The organism is Enterobacter cloacae complex sp. P24RS, assembly GCF_014982165.1.
GTDB lineage: Bacteria > Pseudomonadota > Gammaproteobacteria > Enterobacterales > Enterobacteriaceae > Enterobacter > Enterobacter quasihormaechei.
On sequence record NZ_JADCKU010000026.1, the window covers coordinates 1 to 21,566 of the forward strand.

The following is a 21,566-nucleotide window of genomic DNA, read 5'->3' on the forward strand; positions in this document are numbered from 1 at the left end:
GTGTTCGGCCTTCTTCATCAGCCAGTGAGTATCTCCCTCAGTGCCCTCTAAGGCCTCCATGAACCCTGTTGCCGAACGACAGCCATCAACTGGCAGTACCATCTTCATCATCTGTCCCTGGATTTACTATGGTTATTTGCTTATAATACACCGCTTAAGAAATAATCCAAAGTTTCGAAAATGGACAAATTTGTTATTGAAAAAACTGAAGTGAATAGAAAAATCCTCTGTCCTATTGTTCATATGTCAAGCTGGATGATTAGCACCCTAATTATTTCACAGGATTTGTAGCGAATATCGAAAGGGCGACACATTCAGCGATGCTTCCATCACGCTGCACCACTACAGGGAAAAATTGCAGCGACAAGTTTTTTTTGCCTAATTTTTCGGTCTATTTAACATAATGGTTCTTATATGTTGAGCAAAATGGACTTGATAAGGCAATCAATTAAGCGCTGTTGAAGTTGAGAAAGAAGAATGCAATCTGAGGCTGGGGTAACCAGGCCTTTTTTGTATCTATTATTGACCTTCCGCTGTAAATAACTGTGGGATATATTTTGGGACACGAGCTGGGACAAATGGCTTTTTCCAAGCAAAAAGGTCGATTTTAGGGGATTGTAACTTTGGCTTCCCGCTGGCATGATCCTGATCAAGGATTGATAATGAACATTAATCTCAAGCTGTAGATTTTTTTTGTAAATGACTCGGGGTGCCCTTCTTTGTGAAGGCTGAGAAATACCCGTATTACCTGATCTGGATAATGCCAGCGTAGGGAAGTCAGATGCCTACCCGGTCATCGCTTCTTCACGTACGGCAGGAGCGAAACCATGCAGCCTGACCTGCTCGATTCACACGTTTTATTTCAATTCCGAACCCGTTCCCCGCTCACACACTGTATGACTAACGATGTCGTGCAGGCCTTCACCGCCAACGTTCTGCTTGCGCTCGGTGCGTCCCCGGCAATGGTGATCGAAGCCGAGGAAGCGGAACCGTTCGCCGCGCTTGCCGATGCTCTGCTCATCAACGTTGGCACGCTCACCGCGCCGCGTGCCGAGTCGATGCGTCGGGCCATTGAGAGTGCGGTTGCTGCGGGCACCCCCTGGGTTCTGGACCCGGTCGCGGCTGGCGCGCTGGCGTTCCGCACCCGTTTTTGCCAGCAAATCATATCGCTTAAACCTGCTGCCATTCGCGGCAATGCCTCCGAAATCCTGGCCCTTGCCGGAATGAGTGCGGGCGGTCGCGGGGTAGACACCACCGATACGGCTGTAAGCGCCTTGCCCGCCGCGCAGGCGCTCGCCCGCCAGACCCACGCCGTTGTGGTGGTCACAGGGGAAGTGGATTACATCACCGACGGGCAGCGAACCCGTACGGTCGCGGGCGGCGACCCGCTGATGACCCGCGTGGTGGGAACAGGCTGCGCGCTCTCGGCGGTCGTCGCCGCCTGTTGCTCACTGCCTGGCGACAGGCTTGATAACGCGACGGCAGCCTGCGGTTTTATGAAGCGTGCAGGATCGGCTGCTCTGTCTCAAAGCCAGGGGCCCGGCAGCTTTGCCTCTGCGTTTCTGGATGCGCTTTACGCGCTGGAGGCACAGGCATGAAACGCATCAATGCCCTGACTATTGCGGGAACCGATCCAAGCGGCGGAGCGGGGATCCAGGCAGACCTGAAAACTTTCTCTGCGCTCGGCGCTTACGGCTGCTCGGTTATCACCGCGCTGGTGGCGCAAAACACGCGCGGCGTACAGTCGGTGTATCGCATTGAGCCGGATTTTGTCGGCGCGCAGCTGGATTCGGTATTCAGCGACGTACGTATCGACACCACCAAAATCGGCATGCTGGCAGAAGCAGACATTGTTGAAGCGGTTGCTGAACGTCTTAAACATTACCGGATAAAAAACGTAGTGCTCGATACCGTAATGTTAGCCAAAAGCGGCGATCCGCTGCTCTCCGCCTCTGCTGTCGACACGCTGCGTAAAAAGCTGCTGCCGCAGGTGGCGCTGATCACGCCCAACCTGCCCGAAGCCGCCGCGCTTCTGGATGCGCCGCACGCGCAAAGCGAACGTGAAATGAAAGAGCAGGGGAATGCGCTGCTGGCGATGGGGTGTAGCGCAGTGCTGATGAAAGGTGGTCATCTTGATGATGCAGAAAGCCCGGACTGGCTCTTCACCCGCGATGGCGCGCAACGTTTCACCGCGCCGCGCGTACAGACTAAAAACACCCACGGCACGGGCTGTACGCTCTCTGCCGCGCTGGCGGCGCTGCGTCCCCGTCACGCGAACTGGGCGGATACGGTGCAGGAAGCGAAGGTCTGGCTCTCGGGCGCGCTGGCAAAAGCCGATTCTCTGGAAGTGGGTCACGGTATTGGGCCGGTTCACCATTTTCATGCATGGTGGTAAGCCGTATACTGGCATGAAACCTCATGCCAGAGAAAAACAGAGATGGAACAAGCGCATACCCGGTTAATTGCCCAGCTCAAGGAACGAATTGCCGCACCGGACAACACGCCGCTGTATCTGAAATTTGCCGAAACGGTCAAAAACGCGGTGCGCAGCGGCGTGCTCGCTCACGGGAATATTTTGCCCGGCGAACGTGACCTGAGCCAGCTTGCCGGCGTATCGCGCATTACGGTGCGTAAAGCGATGCAGGCGCTGGAGGAGGCCGGGGTCGTCACCCGGGCGCGCGGCTACGGCACGCAAATCAACAATATCTTTGAATATTCGCTAAAAGAGGCTCGGGGGTTTTCCCAGCAGGTGGTGCTGCGGGGCAAAACGCCCAACACGCTGTGGGTGAATAAACGCGTGGTGAAGTGCCCGGAAGAGATCGCCCGCCATCTTTCCCTTGCGCCGGAAAGCGACGTGTTTCTGCTTAAGCGCATCCGCTATGTGGACGACGATGCGGTATCCATTGAGGAGTCCTGGGTACCGGTAGGGTTAATTCCCAACCCGGACGATATTGGCGTCTCGCTTTATGATTACTTTCGCAGCCAGAATATCTTTCCGCAGCGCACCCGTTCCCGCGTCAGCGCCCGGATGCCGGACAGCGAGTTTCAGACGCATATAAAGATGGACGATAAGATACCGGTGCTGGTGATCAAGCAGGTCGCGCTCGATCAACAGCACCGTCCCATTGAGTACAGCATCAGCTACTGCCGCAGCGACCTATACGTCTTTGTGTGCGAGGAGTAGTGCGTCGCGCGTGGGGGCGCAGTCTCCACCGCGATGGCTGACGACCCAGGCGGCTACGGCATTGCCAAGCTGCACCGACTCCGGCAGTGACCATCCCGCTGCCAGCCCGGCAAGGGTGCCTCCCGCATGGCTGTCACCCGCGCCGATGGTATCGACCACGTCAGCAGGAAACGCCGGAACGTGTCCGGAGGCGTCACCGTCATACCAGATCGCCCCGTCTTTATCATGGCGCACGATCAGCGCAGCGCTAAAACGCTGCTGCCACTGTTTGCCGAGCTGCTCCACGTTCACGCCAAGCCATTCGGCGGCAAGCTCTGCCTCCTGACGATTAAGCGAGACAATCGGTTTGCAGGCCATCATCCGCGCCATCAGCGGGTCGGGGATATCCGCAATACGCGGACCGAAATCAATAAAGAGCGTCACATCCTGAAGACTTTCCACCCAGGCCGTCAGCAGTTCGCCGCTGGGCGACGCCAGCTGGTAGCCGGACAAATAGATCAGGCTTTTCTCCGGCACGCTTAACCCGTCCAGCCAGCGCTGCTGCCACTGATTCTCCACGCCGCTGAACGACATAAAGGTGCGTTCACCGTCAGGCTCCACCAGCGCCAGACACCAGCCGTTATCGCCCGTTTCCGCTTCCACGGTGCTGTGCAGGTCCTGCTTCGCCATGGCGTTACGGATAATATCGGCCCATACGCCGTGGCCCACGGGAAGCGCGTTTTGCGCAGCAATGCCGAGCCGCTTGAGGGCGATAGCGATATTCAGGGCGCAGCCGCCAATATTCACGCCCTGTTGCTTCAGCTCGATATCACACCCGCGCCAGGGCAGGGCGTAGGCGTCGGCAATCACGTCGATCACCGCCGCGCCCAGCACCGTTACCGGACGCGTGGCGTGAAGCGTTTCGAGACGGCGGGCAAAAGCACTCATACACCCTCCCTTTGCTCCCGGAAGTGCAGCAGCTTGTCGCAGTAGTGGCCGAAATCAAGCCGGTTTACGGCATCCAGTTCGCGCCTGAGCGCCGGATCAATGGCCTGTATACCGTGCAGCGCGCCGCAGATGGCGGTTGCCATCGCGCCGATAGTGTCGGTGTCACCCCCCAGGTTGGCGCATAAAAACGCGCAGCGGTTCGGGTCGGTTCCCGCCAGTTCGACCATCGCAATGGCCGCCGGAACGGACTCCAGGGTACTCGTGCCCGCGCCAATAAGCTGATAGATCTGCTCGCTGGCGGATTCCGTACCGTTGGCTTCGCGCACGGTTTTCAGGGCCAGCTCAATGCGTGCCGAAAGCGATGCGCTGAAGGTGGTCGTGTTGGCCTCCTGGGCCGCGCGGGCAATACCCGGCAGGGCATCAGCGATGTTCTGCCAGCGCTCGCCGTCGATAGCGCGCGAAACCGCCCACGCGATGACCACCGCACCGGCGATGGCGAGATCCGATTTATGGGTCGGGCTGGAGGCTAACGCAACCTGTTCAACAAAGTGCGTCAGACGCGTGGCCGGCAGCAGGCAGCCCAGCGGGGAGGCGCGCATCGCGGCCCCGTTGGTGACGCCGTTATTTTCCAGCTCGCTCACCGGCCTGCCGTCGCGGATGGCGTTCAGGGCAATTTTGGAGGTCGGGCCAAGCACATTCTTATTGAACGCGTCGAAATCCAGCGCCCAGTTCAGAATATGCTTACCGATAACGTCAGGATTAATCTCCCCGTCGCATTCGATAATCGCATCGGCCAGGCACAGCGCCATGGATGTATCATCGGTAAACTCCGCCTGCCTGAAGTAGCAGGCGGCATTATTCTCGGCCGGGCCGGGTAAGAAACGGTCGATCCAGCCGAAGTGTGCTTTTACCCGCTTGCGCGGCCACAGCTCCGACGGCATCCCCATCGCATCCCCTAACGCCTGCCCGTAAAGGGCACCGAGAATACGGTCTTGTTTCATTTAACTTCCCCTCGTGTCAGCGCGGTATCGCCATCAACCACCTCAATTGCGGTGATCTCTTTATCCGATTCGCGGAAAAACAGCATAAACAGCACGGCAATCACCACAATCATGATTGCACCAAACGTCCACATTCCGGCCCAGTTGAAGGTCAGCCCATTCACCGGCTCTTTATATGCGAACATTTTTTCCATCATCACGCCGCCGAGACGGTAACCCAGCAGGCTACCAAAGCCCTGACAGCACAGCGTGATCAAGCCCTGCGCCGCGTTGCGCATATGCACGGGCGCTTTTTTATCCACGTAGATGTATGCGGTGACGTAATAGAAGTCATAGCTCACGCCGTGCAGCAGAATGCCGAGGAACAGCAGGGCGTAGGTGAAGTACTGTTCGGCGCCACCGTAAACAAAGAAGCCGTAGCGAATGGCGGCGGTGATCAGGCCCAGCAGCAAGACCTTCTTAATACCAAAGCGTTTGGTAAAGAACGGCAGGGCGAGCATGAAGAAGATTTCAGAGAACTGGCCGAGGGTCATCCAGCCGGTGGCGTTTTTCATCCCCACTTCGGTGAGATAGCCGTTGGCAAAGATGTAGTAGAAGGCCAGCGGCATGGCGAACAGGAACGAACAGAAGAAGAACACCAGGAAGTTTTTATCGCGCAGCAGGATCAGCGCGTCCAGCCCCAGCATGACTTTGAAATCCAGCTTGCCGGTGCTTTTCGGCGGGGTATTCGGCAGGAACAGCGCGAAGACGCCGAGCAGAAGGGAGCTGGCTGCGGTCATCAGCAGGGGAATATTGGTGTCGGAGATGTCGCTATAGCCCATCATCTGCGGCAGGAAGCCGCACGCCAGGCCCGAGGCAATCCAGCCGATGGTGCCCATCACGCGGATGCGCGGGAAATCGGCCTCCACGTCATCGACGTTCGCAAAGGCGATACTGTTGGTCAGCGCGATGGTCGGCATATAGGTCAGGGAGTAGGCCAGCAGCAGCGGGAAGAAGGTGCTGAACTGGGTTTGCTGTGCGGCGAAGTACATCAGGATCGCGCCGGCGAACATCAGCACCGCCAGCACCTTCTGGGCGGCGAAGAAGCGGTCCGTCAGCGAGCCGACCAGGATGGGCGAGAGGATCGCGGCGATGGCGGTACAGGCATACGACCAGCCTATTTCGCCGGCAGTAAACCCGCTCTTGCTCAGCCACAGCCACAATGGCACAAACCACGCGCCCCAGATAAACCATTCAACGAACATCATGAATGACAGTTGGACTTTCGTTTTCATTTTTTAATCCTGCATGTCAGAGGTACGCGGTTAACATACCATGTGATAATACCTTTTAAATACCTTTAAGGCGATTGTTTGATCAGTGTAACAAAAATGTTGTACACGAAACGAGCCAGCAGATTGTGCTTAAAAAAGTTGCAAATGGTGGAAAATAGAGTAAGTCGGTACCAGGCTTAGTCTGCCTGCAAAAACGTGGGTTTGGATCACACGCTCCGACATCACGTCGGACTTACGGGAGCATCACTATGACTGATATTGCGCAGTTGCTTGGCAAAGACGCCGACAGCCTTTTACAGCATCGTTGTATGACCATTCCAGCCGACCAGCTTTACCTGCCTGGCCATGACTACGTTGACCGCGTCATGGTCGACAACAACCGTCCGCCTGCCGTACTGCGAAACATGCAGACGCTTTATAATACCGGACGCCTGGGCGGAACCGGGTACCTCTCTATTCTGCCCGTTGACCAGGGCGTTGAACACTCTGCGGGGGCGTCGTTTGCCGCGAACCCGCTCTACTTCGATCCGAAAAACATCGTCGAGCTGGCGATTGAGGCGGGCTGTAACTGCGTGGCCTCCACCTACGGCGTGCTGGCCTCCGTGTCGCGTCGCTATGCCCACCGCATTCCGTTCCTCGTCAAGCTGAACCATAACGAAACCCTGAGCTACCCAACTGAATACGACCAGACGCTGTACGCCAGCGTCGAGCAGGCGTTCAATATGGGCGCGGTGGCGGTCGGGGCGACGATCTATTTCGGCTCTGAACAGTCGCGTCGTCAGATAGAGGAGATCTCCGCAGCGTTCGAGCGCGCCCACGAGCTGGGCATGGTGACCGTGCTGTGGGCCTATCTGCGCAACGGGTCGTTCAAGAAAGACGGCGTGGATTACCACGTGTCTGCGGATCTGACCGGTCAGGCCAACCACCTGGCGGCGACCATCGGCGCGGACATCGTGAAGCAGAAAATGGCCGAGAATAACGGCGGCTATAAGGCGGTGAATTTTGGCTATACCGACGACCGGGTCTACAGCAAGCTGACCAGCGACAACCCGATCGATCTGGTGCGTTACCAGCTGGCGAACTGCTACATGGGCCGCGCCGGGCTGATTAACTCCGGCGGTGCGGCAGGCGGTGAAACCGACCTGACCGACGCGGTGCGCACGGCGGTGATTAACAAACGCGCGGGCGGCATGGGGCTGATCCTCGGCCGTAAGGCGTTCAAAAAATCCATGGCCGACGGCGTGAAGCTGATCAACGCGGTTCAGGACGTCTATCTGGACAGTAAAGTCACGATCGCTTAAGTCTTTTTCCTCTCACCCTAACCCTCTCCCCAACGGGGAGAGGGGACGGTTCCGTGCATACGGGAAGAGGGCCGCCACCCGGCAACACATCAGCGCAAAAGCTGACAGTCCGGCGGCAATCGGCACTGCAACGCGCCGGGCAAAACTTCGATGCGGAATCGCTCGCCGCTGAGCGGCTCTCCGTCAAGGTTAAAGGTCATGCCGTGGGGGGCGATCACCTCAAACCACGCGGATGTGCCGTCGATGATGTTGGGGCTCTCCTCCGGCTGCGTCAGCGTCGTAAACAGCGCGGGCAGCAGCCCGTCGCCGGTAAAAATGCGCAGCTGTAGCTGACCGTCATTAATCAATGCTTCCGGGCAAAGCTGCTGTCCGCCGCCCGCCTGCCGCCCGTTGCCGATGCCAATCACCAGCGCGTTGCCCTGCCAGTGGAAGTTCTCACCGTGGATTTCACAGCTGTCCGGCTTGAGCGTGTCCATGCGCATCAGGCCGTGAATGAGATACGAGACGCCGCCCAACGCGGCTTTCAGCTTTTCCGGCGTTTCGCTGGTGATCCGCGTGCCGAAACCGCCCGTCGCCATATTGATAAAGCAGGTTTTTTCATTTACCTGAGCGATATCGACGGGGGTCGCTTTACCGAGGATGGCCAGTTGCAGCGCTTTTCCTAAATCCTCAGGTATGCCGGCGCTGGTGGCAAAATCATTGGCGGTACCGAGCGGTAAAATGCCCATCACCGGGCGATCTGCTGTGTTGAGATCAATCAGCGCGCCGGCGATTTCGTTGATCGTTCCGTCGCCGCCGCCGGAAATAATGGTTTCAGCGCCTAACCTGATGCCCTCGTCGATATAGCGTGCCGCATCGCCTTTTTCAAAGGTCACCCGCACGTGAATGCGCGCGCCATCTTCACGCAATTCGGTAATCGCCTGACGCAACAGATCGTTGCCTGCACTTTTGCCGTTGAGAATTAATAAACTGTCTGGATAGGTTGCCATCCGGTTTGCTCCCTTTTTTAACTATAGAAAGAGTGTATCCCAGAGAAGAACAAAGCGGGTAAGAACAGGATGAAAGGCAAAAAATAAGCCCGCGTAAGGGAGATTACGCAGGCTAAGGAGGTGGTTCCTGGTACAGCTAGCATTTATGGGTTATGTTTTTCAGCGGGGGGATAATACCCGTATTGAACGAAGCGGTATGTGATCCGATTCTAAGAATTATCCCAGCGTGAAAAAATCCCGTTGATTGACTATTTGCCGTGTGGATTTCGGGTATTTTCACCTTCAAAATTACGCATCAGCAGCGCAAACTCCAGCTCTACCTCTTCAGGAACCGGCAGCCAGACCACATGGCCATCGCCCGGTGCGACCTCAATCGCCTCACCTTTTTTGTTTTCCAGGTGCTCCAGGCGGAAGTTCATGTTGCCCTGCGGCGTCATCAGCTCCAGGCTGTCGCCTTTGGTGAATTTGTTTTTTACGGCGACGGCTGCCAGCGGGCCTTTACGCTCGCCGGTGAAGTCACCGACAAACTGCTGGCGTTCAGAAATCGAGTAGCCATGCTCGTAGTTCTGGTAGTCGTCGTGGGTGTGACGACGCAGGAAACCTTCGGTATAGCCGCGATGCGCCAGACCTTCCAGCGTTTCCAGCAGGCTGGTGTCGAACGGTTTACCGGCGGCGGCATCGTCGATGGCTTTGCGATATACCTGCGCGGTGCGGGCGCAGTAGTAGTAGGACTTTGTGCGGCCTTCGATTTTCAGGGAGTGCACGCCCATCTGGGTTAAACGCTCCACGTGCGCGATGGCGCGGAGATCCTTCGAGTTCATGATGTAGGTGCCGTGCTCGTCTTCAAAGGCGGTCATGTACTCGCCCGGACGTTTGGCTTCTTCAATCATAAACACGCTGTCGGTCGGCGCGCCGATACCCAGCGTTGGCTCAACGTTGGTGACCGGGATCGGCTCGTGTTTGTGCACGATGTTCCCGATCTCATCCTCTTTGCCTTCCTGAACGTTATATTCCCAGCGGCAGGCGTTGGTGCAGGTGCCCTGGTTCGGGTCACGCTTGTTGATATAGCCAGAGAGCAGGCAGCGGCCGGAGTAGGCCATGCACAGCGCGCCGTGAACGAAGATTTCGATCTCCATATCTGGAACCTGGGTGCGGATCTCTTCGATCTCTTCGAGAGACAGCTCGCGAGACAGAATGACGCGGGTCAGCCCCATCTGCTTCCAGAATTTCACCGTCGCCCAGTTGACGGCGTTAGCCTGCACCGAAAGGTGAATGTCCATATCAGGGAAGTTCTCCCGAACCAGCATGATTAAACCCGGGTCCGACATGATCAGCGCGTCCGGCCCCATCTCCACGACCGGCTTCAGGTCGCGAATGAACGTTTTCAGCTTGGCGTTGTGCGGCGCGATGTTCACCACCACGTAGAATTTTTTGCCCAGGGCATGCGCTTCGTTAATGCCGAGCTGAAGATTCTCGTGGTTGAATTCGTTGTTACGCACGCGCAGCGAGTAGCGCGGCTGGCCCGCGTAGACGGCGTCGGCACCATAGGCGAAAGCGTAACGCATATTTTGCAGCGTTCCCGCCGGGGAAAGGAGTTCCGGTTTAAACATGTTTGTTCTCGTTCTGATGACAGGTCAGATCCGCATACACCTGGTGCAGCGGTAAGGGGAGATCCCCCACTTTAAGGGCGGGCATTGTAGCGCTGCGGGGCGGGGAGGTAAAGTTCTTGTGCCGGGTGACGGCTTCGCCTTACCCGGCCTGGATTATCCCGCAGCTGACTAGGCAATCCTGCACGCGTCCGCTTCCCACCGATACCCCACGCCGTACACCGCACGAATAAACGACTGGTCGGCATCCAGCGACTCCAGCTTGCGGCGCAGGTTTTTGATGTGGCTGTCGATGGTGCGGTCCGTCACCACGCGGTAATCGTCATACAGATGATTGAGCAACTGTTCGCGGGAAAACACTTTCCCCGGCTCGTGGGAGAGCGTTTTCAGCAGGCGGAACTCCGCAGGGGTGAGGTCCAGCAGCTTGTTGCGCCAGCTCGCCTGGAAGCGGCTTTCGTCGACAATCAGCGGGCTTTGCGCATCCAGCACCTGCAATTCACGCTGCGGCTTGCAGCGGCGGAGGATAGTTTTCACGCGAGCAACCACTTCGCGCGGGCTGTAAGGCTTGCAGATATAATCGTCGGCGCCGATTTCAAGCCCCAGCAGGCGGTCGATCTCTTCGATTTTGGCCGTCACCATCACGATGGGAACGTCGGAGAAACGACGAATTTCACGACACAGGGTCAGGCCGTCAGTACCCGGGAGCATCAGATCCAGCAGGATCAGATCCGGCGGCGTCTGGCGCACGTAGGTCAGCACCTGGTCGCCGTGGCTGATAAGCGTGGGCGCGTAGCTCGCGGTACGCAAATAGTCGATCAGCAGTTGCCCCAGTTTAGGCTCGTCTTCCACGATCAAAATGCGCGGTGTGTTGTCGTCAATCGGTAACTCGGTCATGCTTCCCTCGATAAATCCCGTTCCAGAGGTAACTCTACTGTAATGCTAACCCCGCCAAAAGGCGAATGGGCGGCGCGGATGGTGCCGCCGTGGGCTTCTACAATGTTAACGCAAATCGCCAGCCCAAGGCCGGAACCGCCGCTGGCGCGGTTGCGGGAACCTTCGGTGCGATAGAAGCGCTCGAACAGTTTTTCCAGCTGCGCATCCGTCACGCCAGGGGCGGAGTCCGCGAAGGTCAGGGCAAAGCGCCCGTTTTCCTGCTTGCCGGAGATATGCAGCGCGCCGCCGCCGTCGGTATAGCGAAGGCTGTTCTCCAGCAGATTATTGAATAGCTGCATCAGGCGATCTTTGTCGCCAAACACCACCGCACTGTCCGGCAGCGAGAGGTTGATTTTCAGGTCACGGCTGGCGAAGCGTTCGCGGAACGCGCCGGTCACGACTTCAAGAATATTGATCACGTCGATTGCGGCTTTCTGGTAGGCCAGGGCACCTTCGTCGGACATGGAAAGCTGATGCAGATCGTCCACCAGCTTGGTCAGCGTACCGACTTCCGCCTGTAACGAGGCCACGGACTCGGGAGTGAACTGCCGAACGCCGTCCTGAATCGCCTCCAGCTCGCCGCGCAGCACCGCCAGCGGGGTGCGCAGCTCGTGCGAAATGTCGGCCATAAAGTCGCGGCGCATCTGCTGGTTTTTCTCCAGCGTGCTGGCGAGCTGGTTAAAGTCCTGCGCCAGCTTGCCCAGCTCGTCCTGACTGCGGGTGTCCACGCGGGTCGAGAAATCACCCGCCGCCAGCTTGTGTGTGCCCTCAACAAGGCGCTTAACCGGCGCCAGCAGACCGCGCGCCAGCGGGAAGGTGGCGAGCGCGGCAAGCAGGGTAGAGAGCGCGACAATCAGCCAGCTGGTTTGACGCTGCTGGCGGTCAAAGTTGATGTCGGTGTTGCGCGTCAGCCGCTCGACCGGCGAGGCGATGACCCAGCCCACCGTGGCACCGTTCGAGGTGATGGCGCGCTTTGTGCCGTCCGGCGGTACCGGCGAGCGCGGGCCAACGAGCACACGCATCTCCTGATCAATCACCCAGAATTGGGTGCGCCAGCCGTGCGGCGGCATACCCGGCCCCGGACGGTCGTCGTCATTATCGTGCTCCAGCGAGCGCAGAATTTGAAATATAAAGCGGTCATTATTGCGCAGAAAACGCCAGTTACCGTGCAGGCTGTACTGTTCGCCCAGCGCGTCGCTTAAGCCCTGTAAACGCTGTTCGTTACCGTGCTTGATGTAGTCAATAAAACCGCGCTCAAAACTGACCCGCACCGCCCAGTGCATGGTAATCAGCAGGACAATACAGGTGGCGAAAATCGCCACAAAAAGCTTACCGGTGATCCCCGGACGCCAGAATTTCATGGTGTACTCCTTTTGCCGCGTCGGAGCACGACATTTTTGGTCGTGTCATTCGGTACTCTGGCAAAGATAAAAGCGGGCAGGGCGACGATCGCCGCCATGCTGAGGTAGGTGTATAAAAAGACCTGATGCGCGACGGGGGTGTCGACGCTGAGGTGGTGCTGGCCGTACATGCCGAGCAGCAAGCCGGCCACCGTGACCCCCACGCTCATGGAGAGCTGCATGATCATCGACAGCAGGCTGTTACCGCTGCTCGCCAGCTCGTCCGGCAGATCTTTCAGCGTGAGGGTGTTCATTGACGAGAAGCGCATGGAGTTGACGATCCCCTGGCAGAACAGCACCAGCGGCAGGACGTAGTACCAGCCCATCAGCGCTACGGCCATAAACAGCAGGGTGACCAGCGCCAGCCCGAGCGTGGCGGCCACCAGCACGCGGCGGTAGCCAAAGCGGTTTACCACCTGCACCACAATACGCTTCATCCCCATGCTGCCGAGCACCATCGGGATCATCATCAGCCCCGCGTGGAACGGCGAAAAGCCCATCCCAATCTGTAAAAATACCGGCGTCATAAACGGCAGCATGCCGCTGCCGATACGACCGGCGAAGCTGCCCAAAAGCCCCAGACGGTAGGTTGGTGTGTTAAACAAGTTCAGGCTGAACAGCGCCCTGTCGTTGCCTCTGGCATGCCACAGATACCAGAGAATAGCGGTGACACCCAGCGCCACCAGCAGGGCGAGCGACAGGGACGAAATCCCCAGCCCTTTTTGCCCGTCCAGCGCCAGGGTGAGCGTCGCCATGCCGGCGGCCAGCAGGATGAAGCCAAAGAAATCAAAGCGCCGGGTCTGCATTTTATAGTTCGGCATCAGCGTCAGGGTGGCAATCGCGCCGATGATACCGACCGGCAGGTTAATCAGGAAGATCCAGTGCCAGGAAGCGTACTCCACCAGAATACCGCCCAGCGCCGGGCCAAGCAGCGGGCCGACCTGACCGGGCAGGGTGACAAAGGTCATCGCTGCCATATACTGCGCGCGCGGAACAATTTTCATCACCGTTAGCCGCCCGACGGGCACCATCATTGCGCCGCCGACGCCCTGTAGTACGCGCGCCATCACCAGCTGATCGAGGGTATTGGCCTGAGCGCAAAACAGAGACCCGGTGGTAAACAGCACGATGGCGGTGAAGAAGATGTTCCGCACGCCGACCTTATCCGCCAGCCAGCCGCTGGCGGGCAGCATCACGGCGACCGTCAGCACGTAGGCGACAATCACCATATGCATGTGCAGCGGGCTCTCCCCCAGGCTTTTTGCCATCGAGGGGAGGGCGGTGTTCACGATAGTCGTGTCCAGCGACTGCATAAAGAAGCCGAACGCGACTATCCACAACTGCCAGCGAACGTTACCGGGAAGGTCGGTCATTTACTCGGTCACCGTGGTTCTTTTTTTACGCGAAAAACGCAGCCGCAGCCGGTCGAAGAACAGATAGACCACCGGCGTGGTGTAGAGCGTCAGGAGCTGGCTCATCACCAGGCCACCGACAATCGTGATCCCCAGCGGCTGGCGCAGTTCAGAGCCGTCACCGCCGGAAATGACCAGCGGCAGCGCGCCGAAGAGTGCGGCCAGCGTGGTCATCATGATCGGGCGAAAACGCAGCAGACAGGCCTGGAATATCGCCTCGTCCGGCGTCAGGTTACCGTTGCGCTGGGCGTCCAGCGCAAAGTCGACCATCATTATCGCGTTTTTCTTCACGATGCCAATCAATAGCATGATCCCGATAAGCGCGATAAGACTGAATGGGGCACCGAACAGCTCCAGCGCCAGCAGTGCCCCCACGCCCGCAGAGGGAAGCGTGGAGAGAATGGTCAACGGATGCACGTAGCTTTCATACAGCACGCCCAGCACGATATACACCGTGGCAATGGCCGCCAGAATCAAAATGACCTGCGAATTCATGGTGTCCTGGAACACCTGTGCCGTACCGGCAAAACTGCCGCGCACGGAGGAGGGCACCCCGAGCTGGGTCATAGCGCGGTTAATGGCATCGCTGGCCTCAGACAGCGACGAGCCGGTTGGCAGGTTAAACGAGACGGTCGAGGCGGCGGAAAGCCCCTGGTGGTTCACCGACAGCGGCGCGTTCGACGGCTGCCAGCTGGCGAAGTACGACAGCGGAATCGCCTTACCGTCATCATTGATCACAAACATCTTGTCCAGCGCGCTGATGTCCTGGGTGTAGCGCGGATCCACCTCCATCACCACCTTGTACTGGTTCATCGGCTGGTAGATGGTAGAGACTTCACGCTGCCCGAAGGCGTTATTCAGCAGGCTGTTGGCCGCCTCCACGTTAATGCCCAGGCGGGCCATGGTTTCACGATCGTAGGTGAGCGCCATCTCCGCGCCGTTGTTCTGGCTGTCGGAGTTCACGTCTGCCAGCTGCGGCAGAGCGGCCAGCGCTTTTCGGATCTTTGGCTCCCACTCGCGCAGGGCAGCTAAATCGTCCGAGAGCAGGGTGTACTGATAGCTGGCGTTGGCCTGTCGTCCGCCGACGCGGATATCCTGAACGGCCATCAAAAACAGGTTTGCCCCCGGCTCTTTGGCGAGCTTCACCCGCAGGCGGTCAATGATCTGCTGCGCCGTTTCGTGACGTTCACCGCGCGGCTTAAGGGTAATAAACATCATCCCGCTGTTAACGCGCGAGCCGCCGGTAAAGCCGGTGACGTTGTCTACGGCCGGATCCTCACGGATGATTTTCATAAAGTCCTGAAGCTTGCCGCGCATCGCCTGGAACGAAATGCTCTGGTCCGCCTGAATACCCCCCATCAGCACGCCGGTATCCTGCTCCGGGAAAAAGGTTTTCGGGATGGTAATGTACATCCAGACGTTGAGCACGATGGTGCCCATCAGCACCAGGCCGACAATACGCGTGTGGTTCAGCACCCATTTCAGCGATTTGCCATAGCCTGACTGCATTGCCATCAGGACGCGGCCAAAGCCTTTCCGGCGCGGCTGCGAGTGCGGTTGGCTGCGCTTGAGCATCCAGCCGCACATCATTGGCGTCAGCGTTAGCGAAATCACCAGTGAGATACCGATGGCGACGGAAAGCGTGACGGCAAATTCGCGCAGCAGTCGTCCCGGCAGGCCGCCCATCAGCAGCAGCGGCAGGAACACCGCCACCAGCGACAGGCTCATGGACAGTACCGTAAAGCCCACTTCACGCGTACCCTGAAGCGCCGCCTGGAGCGGCTTCATGCCCGCTTCCAGATGACGCGAGATATTTTCCAGCACCACGATGGCGTCATCCACCACAAACCCGGTGGCAATCGTCAGCGCCATCAGCGACAGGTTGTTAAGGCTGAAGCCGCACAGGTACATGGCGGCAAAGGTGCCAATCAGCGACACCGGGACCGCCACCGCCGGGATCAGCGTGGCGCGACCCGATCGCAGGAACAGGAACACCACCAGGATCACCAGCGCGACGGAAATAATCAGCGTCTGCTCCACCTCTTCGAGCGAGGCGCGGATGGTAGGGGAGCGGTCCTGCGCAATCTGGAGATCGATTGCCGCCGGAATGGTTTCCTGAAGCTCCGGCAGCCGCTCGCGGATGCTGTTCACCGTCTGGATGATGTTGGCTTCCGGCAGTTTGCGGATCATCAGCAAAATGGCCGGTTTGGCGTTGGTCATCCCGGCGTTGCGCACGTCCTGCACCGAATCGGTAACGCTGGCGACGTCGCTCAGGCGCACCGCCGCGCCGTTGTTGTAGTGAATAATCAGCGGCTGATACTCGGCGGCGGTTTTCAGCTCGTCGTTGGTCTGGATCTGCCAGCGGTGGCTGCCGTCCTCAATCGCCCCCTGCGGTTTACGCACGTTGGCGCTGCTGATGGCGGAACGCACGTCGTCCAGCGACACGCCCTGGTTGAACAGCGCCTGCGGGTTGAGGCCCACGCGCACGGCGGGCAGGGAGCTGCCGCCGACGTCCACGTCGCCCACGCCGTCAATCTGGGCGATAGTCTGCGCCAGCTGCGTGGAGGCAAAATCGTACAGCTCGCCCTGGGAGTAGGTCTCAGACGTGAGCGTCAGGATCATGATCGGCGCATCGGACGGGTTGGCCTTGCGGTAGGTCGGACGGCTCGGCATGCCGCTCGGCAGAAGGCTTTGGGCGGCGTTAATCGCGGCCTGCACGTCACGCGCCGCGCCGTTGATGTCCCGGTCGAAGTTAAATTCCAGAATGATGCGCGTGCTGCCCAGCGAACTGCTGGAGGTCATCTCGTTAACCCCGGCAATTCGCCCAAGCGATCGCTCAAGCGGCGTCGCCACCGATGAGGCCATGGTTTCCGGCGATGCGCCCGGCAGCGAGGCGCTGACCATGATCACCGGGAAATCCACCTGCGGCAGCGGCGCCACCGGCAGCAGGCGGAAGCCCAGCACGCCGCACAGGGTGATGGCGACGGAGAGTAAAATCGTCGCCACCGGACGGTAAATGAAGAGGGCGAAAAACTTCACTTACGCCTCCTCTTCACGTTTCGGGAAGCGGCTTTTCGTCCACAGCGCCAGACGGTCGAACAGCAGGTAGATGACCGGCGTGGTAAACAGCGTCAGCACCTGGCTGACCAGCAGGCCGCCCACCATGCCGATACCCAGCGGACGGCGCAGCTCTGCCCCCACGCCAGTACTCAGCATCAGCGGCAGGGCGCCCAACAGGGCCGCCAGGGTGGTCATCAGGATCGGACGAAAACGCAGCAGGCAGGCCTGGAAAATGGCCTCGCGCGGCGCCATACCCTGCTCGCGCTCGGCGGCCAGCGCAAAGTCGATCATCATGATGGCGTTTTTCTTCACGATCCCGATAAGCAGGATGATGCCAATGATCGCAATCACGTCCAGCTCGCTCCCCGCCAGCATCAGCGCCAGCAGCGCTCCCACGCCCGCCGTCGGCAGGGTGGAGAGGATGGTGATCGGGTGGATAAAGCTTTCATACAGCACGCCAAGCACGATATACATCGCCACCACCGCCGCGACGATCAGCCAGACGGTGCTGCCCAGCGCGGCCTGGAACGCCAGCGTACTGCCCTGGAACTGGGTCTGAATATCGGACGGGAAGCTCAGTTCCTTCTCCGCGCCCAGAATGGCCTCCACCGCTTCGCCCAGGGAATAGCCGTCCGGCACGTTGAACGAAATGGTGGTAGACGGAAACTGATCGAGATGGTTAATCGACAGCGGGGCGTGACGCTCTTCCACCGTGGCAATAGCGCTGAGTGGCACAATACCGCCGTCTTTGCTGGTCAGGCGCACCGAGTCCAGGGCGGCCAGCCCCGGCGTGTTCTCGGTGTTGTGTTCCAGCACCACGCGATACTGGTTCGCCTGGGTGTAAATGGTGGAGATCAGACGCTGGCCAAAAGCGTTATACAGCGCGTTATCCACGTCGGACATGGTAATGCCCAGACGGCTGGCGGTGTCGCGGTTGACGTTTACGTACGCCGCCAGCCCTTTATCCTGCCAGTCGCTGCTGACGTCAGAAACCTGCGGCAGCGCTTTCAGCTTGTCCACCAGCTGCGGCACCCAGGTGCTGAGCGCATCAAGCGAGGTGGCCTGGAGCGTGAACTGGTACTGCGTGCGGCTCACCTGCGTATCAATGGTTAAATCCTGAATCGGTTGCAGGTACAGCTGAATGCCCGGCACGCGCGCCACGGCGCGTTGCAGGCGCTCGATCACCGCGTTGACGCGATCGTCGCGGTCATCAAGCGGTTTGAGGTTAATTTGCAGGCGGGCGCTGTTGAGCGATGGGTTGGTGCCGTCCACGCCCACGTAGGCGGTCAGGCTTTCCACCGCCGGATCTTTCATGATGATCTCCGACACCTGCTGCTGGCGCTGCGCCATATTCGCGAAGGAGACCGACTGCGGGGCCTGGAGCGTGCCCTGAATAATGCCGTTGTCCTGAATCGGGAAGAAGCCTTTCGGAATGAAAATCCACAGCATGACGCTGAGCGCCAGCGTGCCGAGGGCCACGCCGAGCGTCGCCCACGGATGGTTCAGCACTTTTGCCAGCACGCGACCGTAGGCGGCAATGATGCGCTCGAACATTCGCTCGGAAGCGCGAGAGAAGCGGTTTTGCTTGCGCAAAGAGTCGTGGCTCAGCATGCGGGCGCACATCATCGGCGTTAGCGTCAGCGACACCACGGCAGAGATCAGAATGGCGACGGCCAGCGTCACGGCAAACTCGCGGAACAGGCGCCCGACGATATCCCCCATAAACAGCAGCGGGATCAGCACTGCAATCAGCGAGAAGGTCAGCGAGATGATGGTAAAGCCAATTTCTCCCGCGCCCTTCAGCGCGGCGGCTAACGGCTTTTCACCTTTTTCGATATAGCGCGAGATGTTCTCGATAACGACGATGGCATCGTCCACCACGAACCCGGTGGCGATGGTGAGCGCCATCAGCGTCAGGTTGTTAATCGAAAAGTCGAGAAATACCATTACCGCGAACGTTCCGACCAGCGAGAGCGGCACGGCAACGGCGGGAATAATGGTTGCCGGAACGTTGCGCAGGAACAGGTAGATGATCATGACCACCAGCGCAATCGCCAGCATCAGCTCGAACTGCGTGTCCGATACCGAGGCGCGAATGTTGGTGGTGCGATCCGAAAGCACCTTCACGCTAACTGATTTCGGCAGGCTTTCCACCAGCTGCGGCAGCATGGTGCGAATGCTGTCGGCGGTATCAATAATGTTCGCGCCCGGCTGGCGCTGAACGTTCATGACGATCGCCTGCTGCTTATTGGCCCACGCCCCGAGCAAGCTGTTTTCAGCCCCTTGCTCAACGGTGGCAACGTCCCCGAGGCGGATTGGCGCGCCGTTTTGATAGGCCACAATCAGCTGGCGGTATTCATCGGCGGACTGCATCTGGTCGTTGGCGGAGAGCGTGACCGCGCGGGTTGGGCCGTCCAGCGAGCCCTTCGCTGAGTTAACGTTGGCGCTGCTGATGGCGGTGCGAATGGTTTCGCTGGTTAACCCCAGCGCGGCAATGGCCTGGGCATTGAGCTTAACGCGCACGGCGGGGCGTTGACCCCCTGCGAGCGTCACCAGCCCGACGCCGGTCACCTGCGAAATCTTTTGCGCCACGCGGGTTTCGACCATGTCTTCCACCTGCGTCATCGGCATGGCGGAGGAGGTGACGGCAAGGGTCATGATCGGCGGGTCTGCCGGGTTCACCTTGCTGTAAACCGGCGGGTTCGGCAGGTCAGACGGCAGCAGGTTGGTGGCGGCGTTAATGGCGGCCTGCACCTCCTGTTCCGCGACGTCCAGCGACAGCGCGAGCTGGAACTGAAGCGTGACGACCGAGGCGCCGCCGGAGCTCTGGGAGGACATCTGCTTCAGGCCAGACATCTGGCCGAACTGACGCTCCAGCGGGGCGGTGATTGCGGACGTCACCACGTCCGGACTGGCGCCCGGATAGAGGGTGACAACCTGAATCGTCGGGTAGTCTACTTCCGGGAGCGCCGACACGGGCAGAAAACGGTAGCCAATGATCCCGGCCAGCAGGATCGCCACCATCAACAGGGTCGTCGCAACCGGACGTAAAATGAACAGGCGTGATGGCCCACCTGTAGAGCTCGGCGGCATCACCTGCATCAGGCTTTTGCTCCTGTAGTCTGAGCTTCCACCACCTCGACCTGCGCCCCTTCGGTCAGACGGTCAATACCGTCGGTCACGACGCGGTCGCCTGCGGACAGCCCGGCGTCGATCACCACCGTCTGGCTGTCCTGGATGCCGGTTTTCACCAGGTGTTTGCTGACCTTGTTTTCACTATTCAGCACCCAGACAAAGTTGCCTTCACTGCCCATTTGCAGAGCCGCCGTCGGGATCACTACCGCATTTTCTTCGGTCGCGACCAGCATACGCGCGTTGACGAACTGATTCGGGAACAGGGCATCGTCCTGATTGTTGAAGCGCGCCTTCAGCTTGATGGTGCCGGTGGTGGTGTCGATCTGGTTATCCAGGCTCAGCAGCGAACCTTCGCTCAGCTTCTGCTTGTTGGTGCGATCCCAGGCCTCCACGACCAGCCCTTTACCGGCTTTCTGCGCCTGGACCACCGTCGCAATGTCGCTTTCCGGCAGGGTAAAGACGAGATCGATAGGGTGCGTCTGGGTGATCACCACAATGCCCGTGGTGTCGCCGCTCGAGATTTGGTTGCCGATGTCCACCTGCCTGAGGCCGACGCGCCCGTCGATGGGGGCAACGATCCGGCTCCAGTCCAGCTGGAGCTGGGCGCTGGCGACCGCGGCTTCGTCGGCCTTGATGGTGCCCTGCGATTCGCTGACCAGCGACTGCTGAGTATCCAGCTCCTGGCGCGACACGAGGTTGGTTTTTACCAGCTGCTGATAGCGGGCTAAATCGCGGCGGGCGTTGGCGAGGGTGGCCTTGTCTTTCGCGAGCTGCCCCTGCGCCTGCGCCAGGGCCACCTTAAACTGGCTTGGGTCGATTTCTGCCAGCAGATCGCCGGCTTTGACCTGCTGTCCTTCCTGGAAATGAATGGCCATCAGCTGACCGTCCACGCGGCTGCGCACCGTCACGGTGTTGGCGGCGGTGATGGTTCCCAGCCCGGAGAGATAACGAGGCACCGCTTTCGTCACCGCCGTTGCCGCCTGCACCGGCGCCAGCGCGCCGCCGCGCATGCCGTGGCGACCACTGCCCGCAGGGCGCTGTGAGGGGCTACTGGCGCCAGCCGGTGCCGGGGAATTCGCGGACTGACTATGCCTGTACCAGGCGGCGGCAAGGACCACCACAATCAGACCAGCGGCGATTGCCCAGCGGGATTTGTTACTGCCTTTCATCGTTATACGTTCTCATCCTGAAACTCTTTCGGGGAATGATACTAGTTTAGTCAGCTAACACAGCGGAAAAATGAAGGAAATATGGAAGACTGTCAGGAATGGTCTGAGTGTGGCGCGCTGTTTCGCCGGGTGGCGGCTTCGCCTTACCCGGCCTACAAGATCCTCGAAACGTAG

Annotated in this window: 15 protein-coding genes and 1 riboswitch; of the genes, 4 read left to right on the forward strand and 11 right to left on the reverse strand. The window is 59.2% G+C overall.

Annotated features, from left to right (window positions below; all coding sequences use genetic code 11):
* The first annotated feature begins 695 nt into the window (after window positions 1-695).
* Window positions 696-792, forward strand: a riboswitch (TPP riboswitch).
* A 35-nt stretch (window positions 793-827) separates the two neighbouring features.
* From thiM to INF58_RS20025, 3 genes are read left to right on the forward strand one after another with little or no spacing between them, the layout of a single operon-like run.
* Window positions 828-1,598 (forward strand): hydroxyethylthiazole kinase, encoded by a 771-nt coding sequence (gene thiM, locus INF58_RS20015; protein ID WP_193528366.1) that lies wholly within the window; start codon window positions 828-830, stop codon window positions 1,596-1,598.
* Window positions 1,595-2,395 (forward strand): bifunctional hydroxymethylpyrimidine kinase/phosphomethylpyrimidine kinase, encoded by an 801-nt coding sequence (gene thiD / locus INF58_RS20020; RefSeq protein ID WP_193528367.1) that lies wholly within the window; start codon window positions 1,595-1,597, stop codon window positions 2,393-2,395. The genes thiM and thiD overlap by 4 nt, the downstream gene beginning before the upstream one ends.
* Window positions 2,396-2,437: 42 nt before the next feature.
* Window positions 2,438-3,184: a GntR family transcriptional regulator gene (locus tag INF58_RS20025; RefSeq protein ID WP_112792434.1), complete on the forward strand. Its 747-nt coding sequence runs from the start codon at window positions 2,438-2,440 to the stop codon at window positions 3,182-3,184.
* Here INF58_RS20025 and INF58_RS20030 read toward each other — a convergent pair.
* From INF58_RS20030 to INF58_RS20040, 3 genes are read right to left on the reverse strand one after another with little or no spacing between them, the layout of a single operon-like run.
* Window positions 3,158-4,111, reverse strand: a complete 954-nt coding sequence (locus tag INF58_RS20030) for a PfkB family carbohydrate kinase (RefSeq protein ID WP_193528368.1) — start codon at window positions 4,109-4,111, stop codon at window positions 3,158-3,160. The two genes, INF58_RS20025 and INF58_RS20030, sit on opposite strands and share 27 nt — an antisense overlap.
* Entirely contained in the window at window positions 4,108-5,112 is a 1,005-nt protein-coding gene (locus INF58_RS20035) for an ADP-ribosylglycohydrolase family protein (protein ID WP_131637752.1), read from the reverse strand. The genes INF58_RS20030 and INF58_RS20035 overlap by 4 nt, the downstream gene beginning before the upstream one ends.
* Window positions 5,109-6,386, reverse strand: a complete 1,278-nt coding sequence (locus INF58_RS20040; protein WP_003859236.1) for a nucleoside permease — start codon at window positions 6,384-6,386, stop codon at window positions 5,109-5,111. The genes INF58_RS20035 and INF58_RS20040 overlap by 4 nt, the downstream gene beginning before the upstream one ends.
* A 248-nt stretch (window positions 6,387-6,634) precedes the next feature.
* Between INF58_RS20040 and fbaB the strand changes: the two genes are divergently transcribed.
* Complete coding sequence (gene fbaB / locus INF58_RS20045) at window positions 6,635-7,687, forward strand: class I fructose-bisphosphate aldolase (RefSeq protein WP_022648654.1); 1,053 nt, start codon at window positions 6,635-6,637, stop codon at window positions 7,685-7,687.
* Window positions 7,688-7,776: 89 nt separating this feature from the next.
* On the opposite strand, the gene yegS is transcribed toward fbaB, so the two are convergent.
* The 8 genes from yegS to INF58_RS20085 form a co-directional block, all read right to left on the reverse strand.
* On the reverse strand, window positions 7,777-8,676 hold the full coding sequence (yegS, locus tag INF58_RS20050) for a lipid kinase YegS (protein ID WP_063868339.1): 900 nt from the start codon (window positions 8,674-8,676) through the stop codon (window positions 7,777-7,779).
* A gap of 248 nt (window positions 8,677-8,924) precedes the next feature.
* Window positions 8,925-10,286 (reverse strand): tRNA 5-hydroxyuridine modification protein YegQ, encoded by a 1,362-nt coding sequence (gene yegQ / locus INF58_RS20055; RefSeq protein ID WP_193528369.1) that lies wholly within the window; start codon window positions 10,284-10,286, stop codon window positions 8,925-8,927.
* Window positions 10,287-10,454: 168 nt separating this feature from the next.
* A complete protein-coding gene (baeR, locus tag INF58_RS20060; RefSeq protein WP_193528370.1) occupies window positions 10,455-11,177 on the reverse strand; it encodes a two-component system response regulator BaeR in 723 nt (240 codons plus the stop codon).
* Window positions 11,174-12,577: a two-component system sensor histidine kinase BaeS gene (baeS, locus tag INF58_RS20065; protein ID WP_193528371.1), complete on the reverse strand. Its 1,404-nt coding sequence runs from the start codon at window positions 12,575-12,577 to the stop codon at window positions 11,174-11,176. Before baeS ends, baeR begins: the two co-directional genes overlap by 4 nt.
* Window positions 12,574-13,989 (reverse strand): MFS transporter, encoded by a 1,416-nt coding sequence (locus INF58_RS20070; RefSeq protein ID WP_193528372.1) that lies wholly within the window; start codon window positions 13,987-13,989, stop codon window positions 12,574-12,576. Before INF58_RS20070 ends, baeS begins: the two co-directional genes overlap by 4 nt.
* A complete protein-coding gene (gene mdtC, locus INF58_RS20075) occupies window positions 13,990-17,067 on the reverse strand; it encodes a multidrug efflux RND transporter permease subunit MdtC (RefSeq protein ID WP_193528373.1) in 3,078 nt (1,025 codons plus the stop codon).
* Window positions 17,068-20,190, reverse strand: a complete 3,123-nt coding sequence (locus tag INF58_RS20080) for an MdtB/MuxB family multidrug efflux RND transporter permease subunit (protein ID WP_193528374.1) — start codon at window positions 20,188-20,190, stop codon at window positions 17,068-17,070.
* Window positions 20,190-21,392, reverse strand: coding sequence for an MdtA/MuxA family multidrug efflux RND transporter periplasmic adaptor subunit (locus tag INF58_RS20085; protein ID WP_193528375.1), 1,203 nt, complete (start codon window positions 21,390-21,392; stop codon window positions 20,190-20,192). The genes INF58_RS20080 and INF58_RS20085 overlap by 1 nt, the downstream gene beginning before the upstream one ends.
* Window positions 21,393-21,566 lie beyond the last annotated feature (174 nt).

What these genes read in the sequence shown, in the direction of transcription:
- yegQ (WP_193528369.1), bottom strand. Translation starts at nt 10,286, where the DNA reads ATGTTTAAACCGGAACTCCTTTCCCCGGCGGGAACGCTGCAAAATATG.
- baeS (WP_193528371.1), bottom strand. Translation starts at nt 12,577, where the DNA reads ATGAAATTCTGGCGTCCGGGGATCACCGGTAAGCTTTTTGTGGCGATT.
- INF58_RS20035 (WP_131637752.1), bottom strand. Translation starts at nt 5,112, where the DNA reads ATGAAACAAGACCGTATTCTCGGTGCCCTTTACGGGCAGGCGTTAGGG.
- thiM (WP_193528366.1), top strand. Translation starts at nt 828, where the DNA reads ATGCAGCCTGACCTGCTCGATTCACACGTTTTATTTCAATTCCGAACC.
- fbaB (WP_022648654.1), top strand. Translation starts at nt 6,635, where the DNA reads ATGACTGATATTGCGCAGTTGCTTGGCAAAGACGCCGACAGCCTTTTA.
- INF58_RS20030 (WP_193528368.1), bottom strand. Translation starts at nt 4,111, where the DNA reads ATGAGTGCTTTTGCCCGCCGTCTCGAAACGCTTCACGCCACGCGTCCG.
- INF58_RS20040 (WP_003859236.1), bottom strand. Translation starts at nt 6,386, where the DNA reads ATGAAAACGAAAGTCCAACTGTCATTCATGATGTTCGTTGAATGGTTT.
- thiD (WP_193528367.1), top strand. Translation starts at nt 1,595, where the DNA reads ATGAAACGCATCAATGCCCTGACTATTGCGGGAACCGATCCAAGCGGC.
- INF58_RS20025 (WP_112792434.1), top strand. Translation starts at nt 2,438, where the DNA reads ATGGAACAAGCGCATACCCGGTTAATTGCCCAGCTCAAGGAACGAATT.
- yegS (WP_063868339.1), bottom strand. Translation starts at nt 8,676, where the DNA reads ATGGCAACCTATCCAGACAGTTTATTAATTCTCAACGGCAAAAGTGCA.
- INF58_RS20070 (WP_193528372.1), bottom strand. Translation starts at nt 13,989, where the DNA reads ATGACCGACCTTCCCGGTAACGTTCGCTGGCAGTTGTGGATAGTCGCG.
- INF58_RS20080 (WP_193528374.1), bottom strand. Translation starts at nt 20,190, where the DNA reads ATGCAGGTGATGCCGCCGAGCTCTACAGGTGGGCCATCACGCCTGTTC.
- INF58_RS20085 (WP_193528375.1), bottom strand. Translation starts at nt 21,392, where the DNA reads ATGAAAGGCAGTAACAAATCCCGCTGGGCAATCGCCGCTGGTCTGATT.
- baeR (WP_193528370.1), bottom strand. Translation starts at nt 11,177, where the DNA reads ATGACCGAGTTACCGATTGACGACAACACACCGCGCATTTTGATCGTG.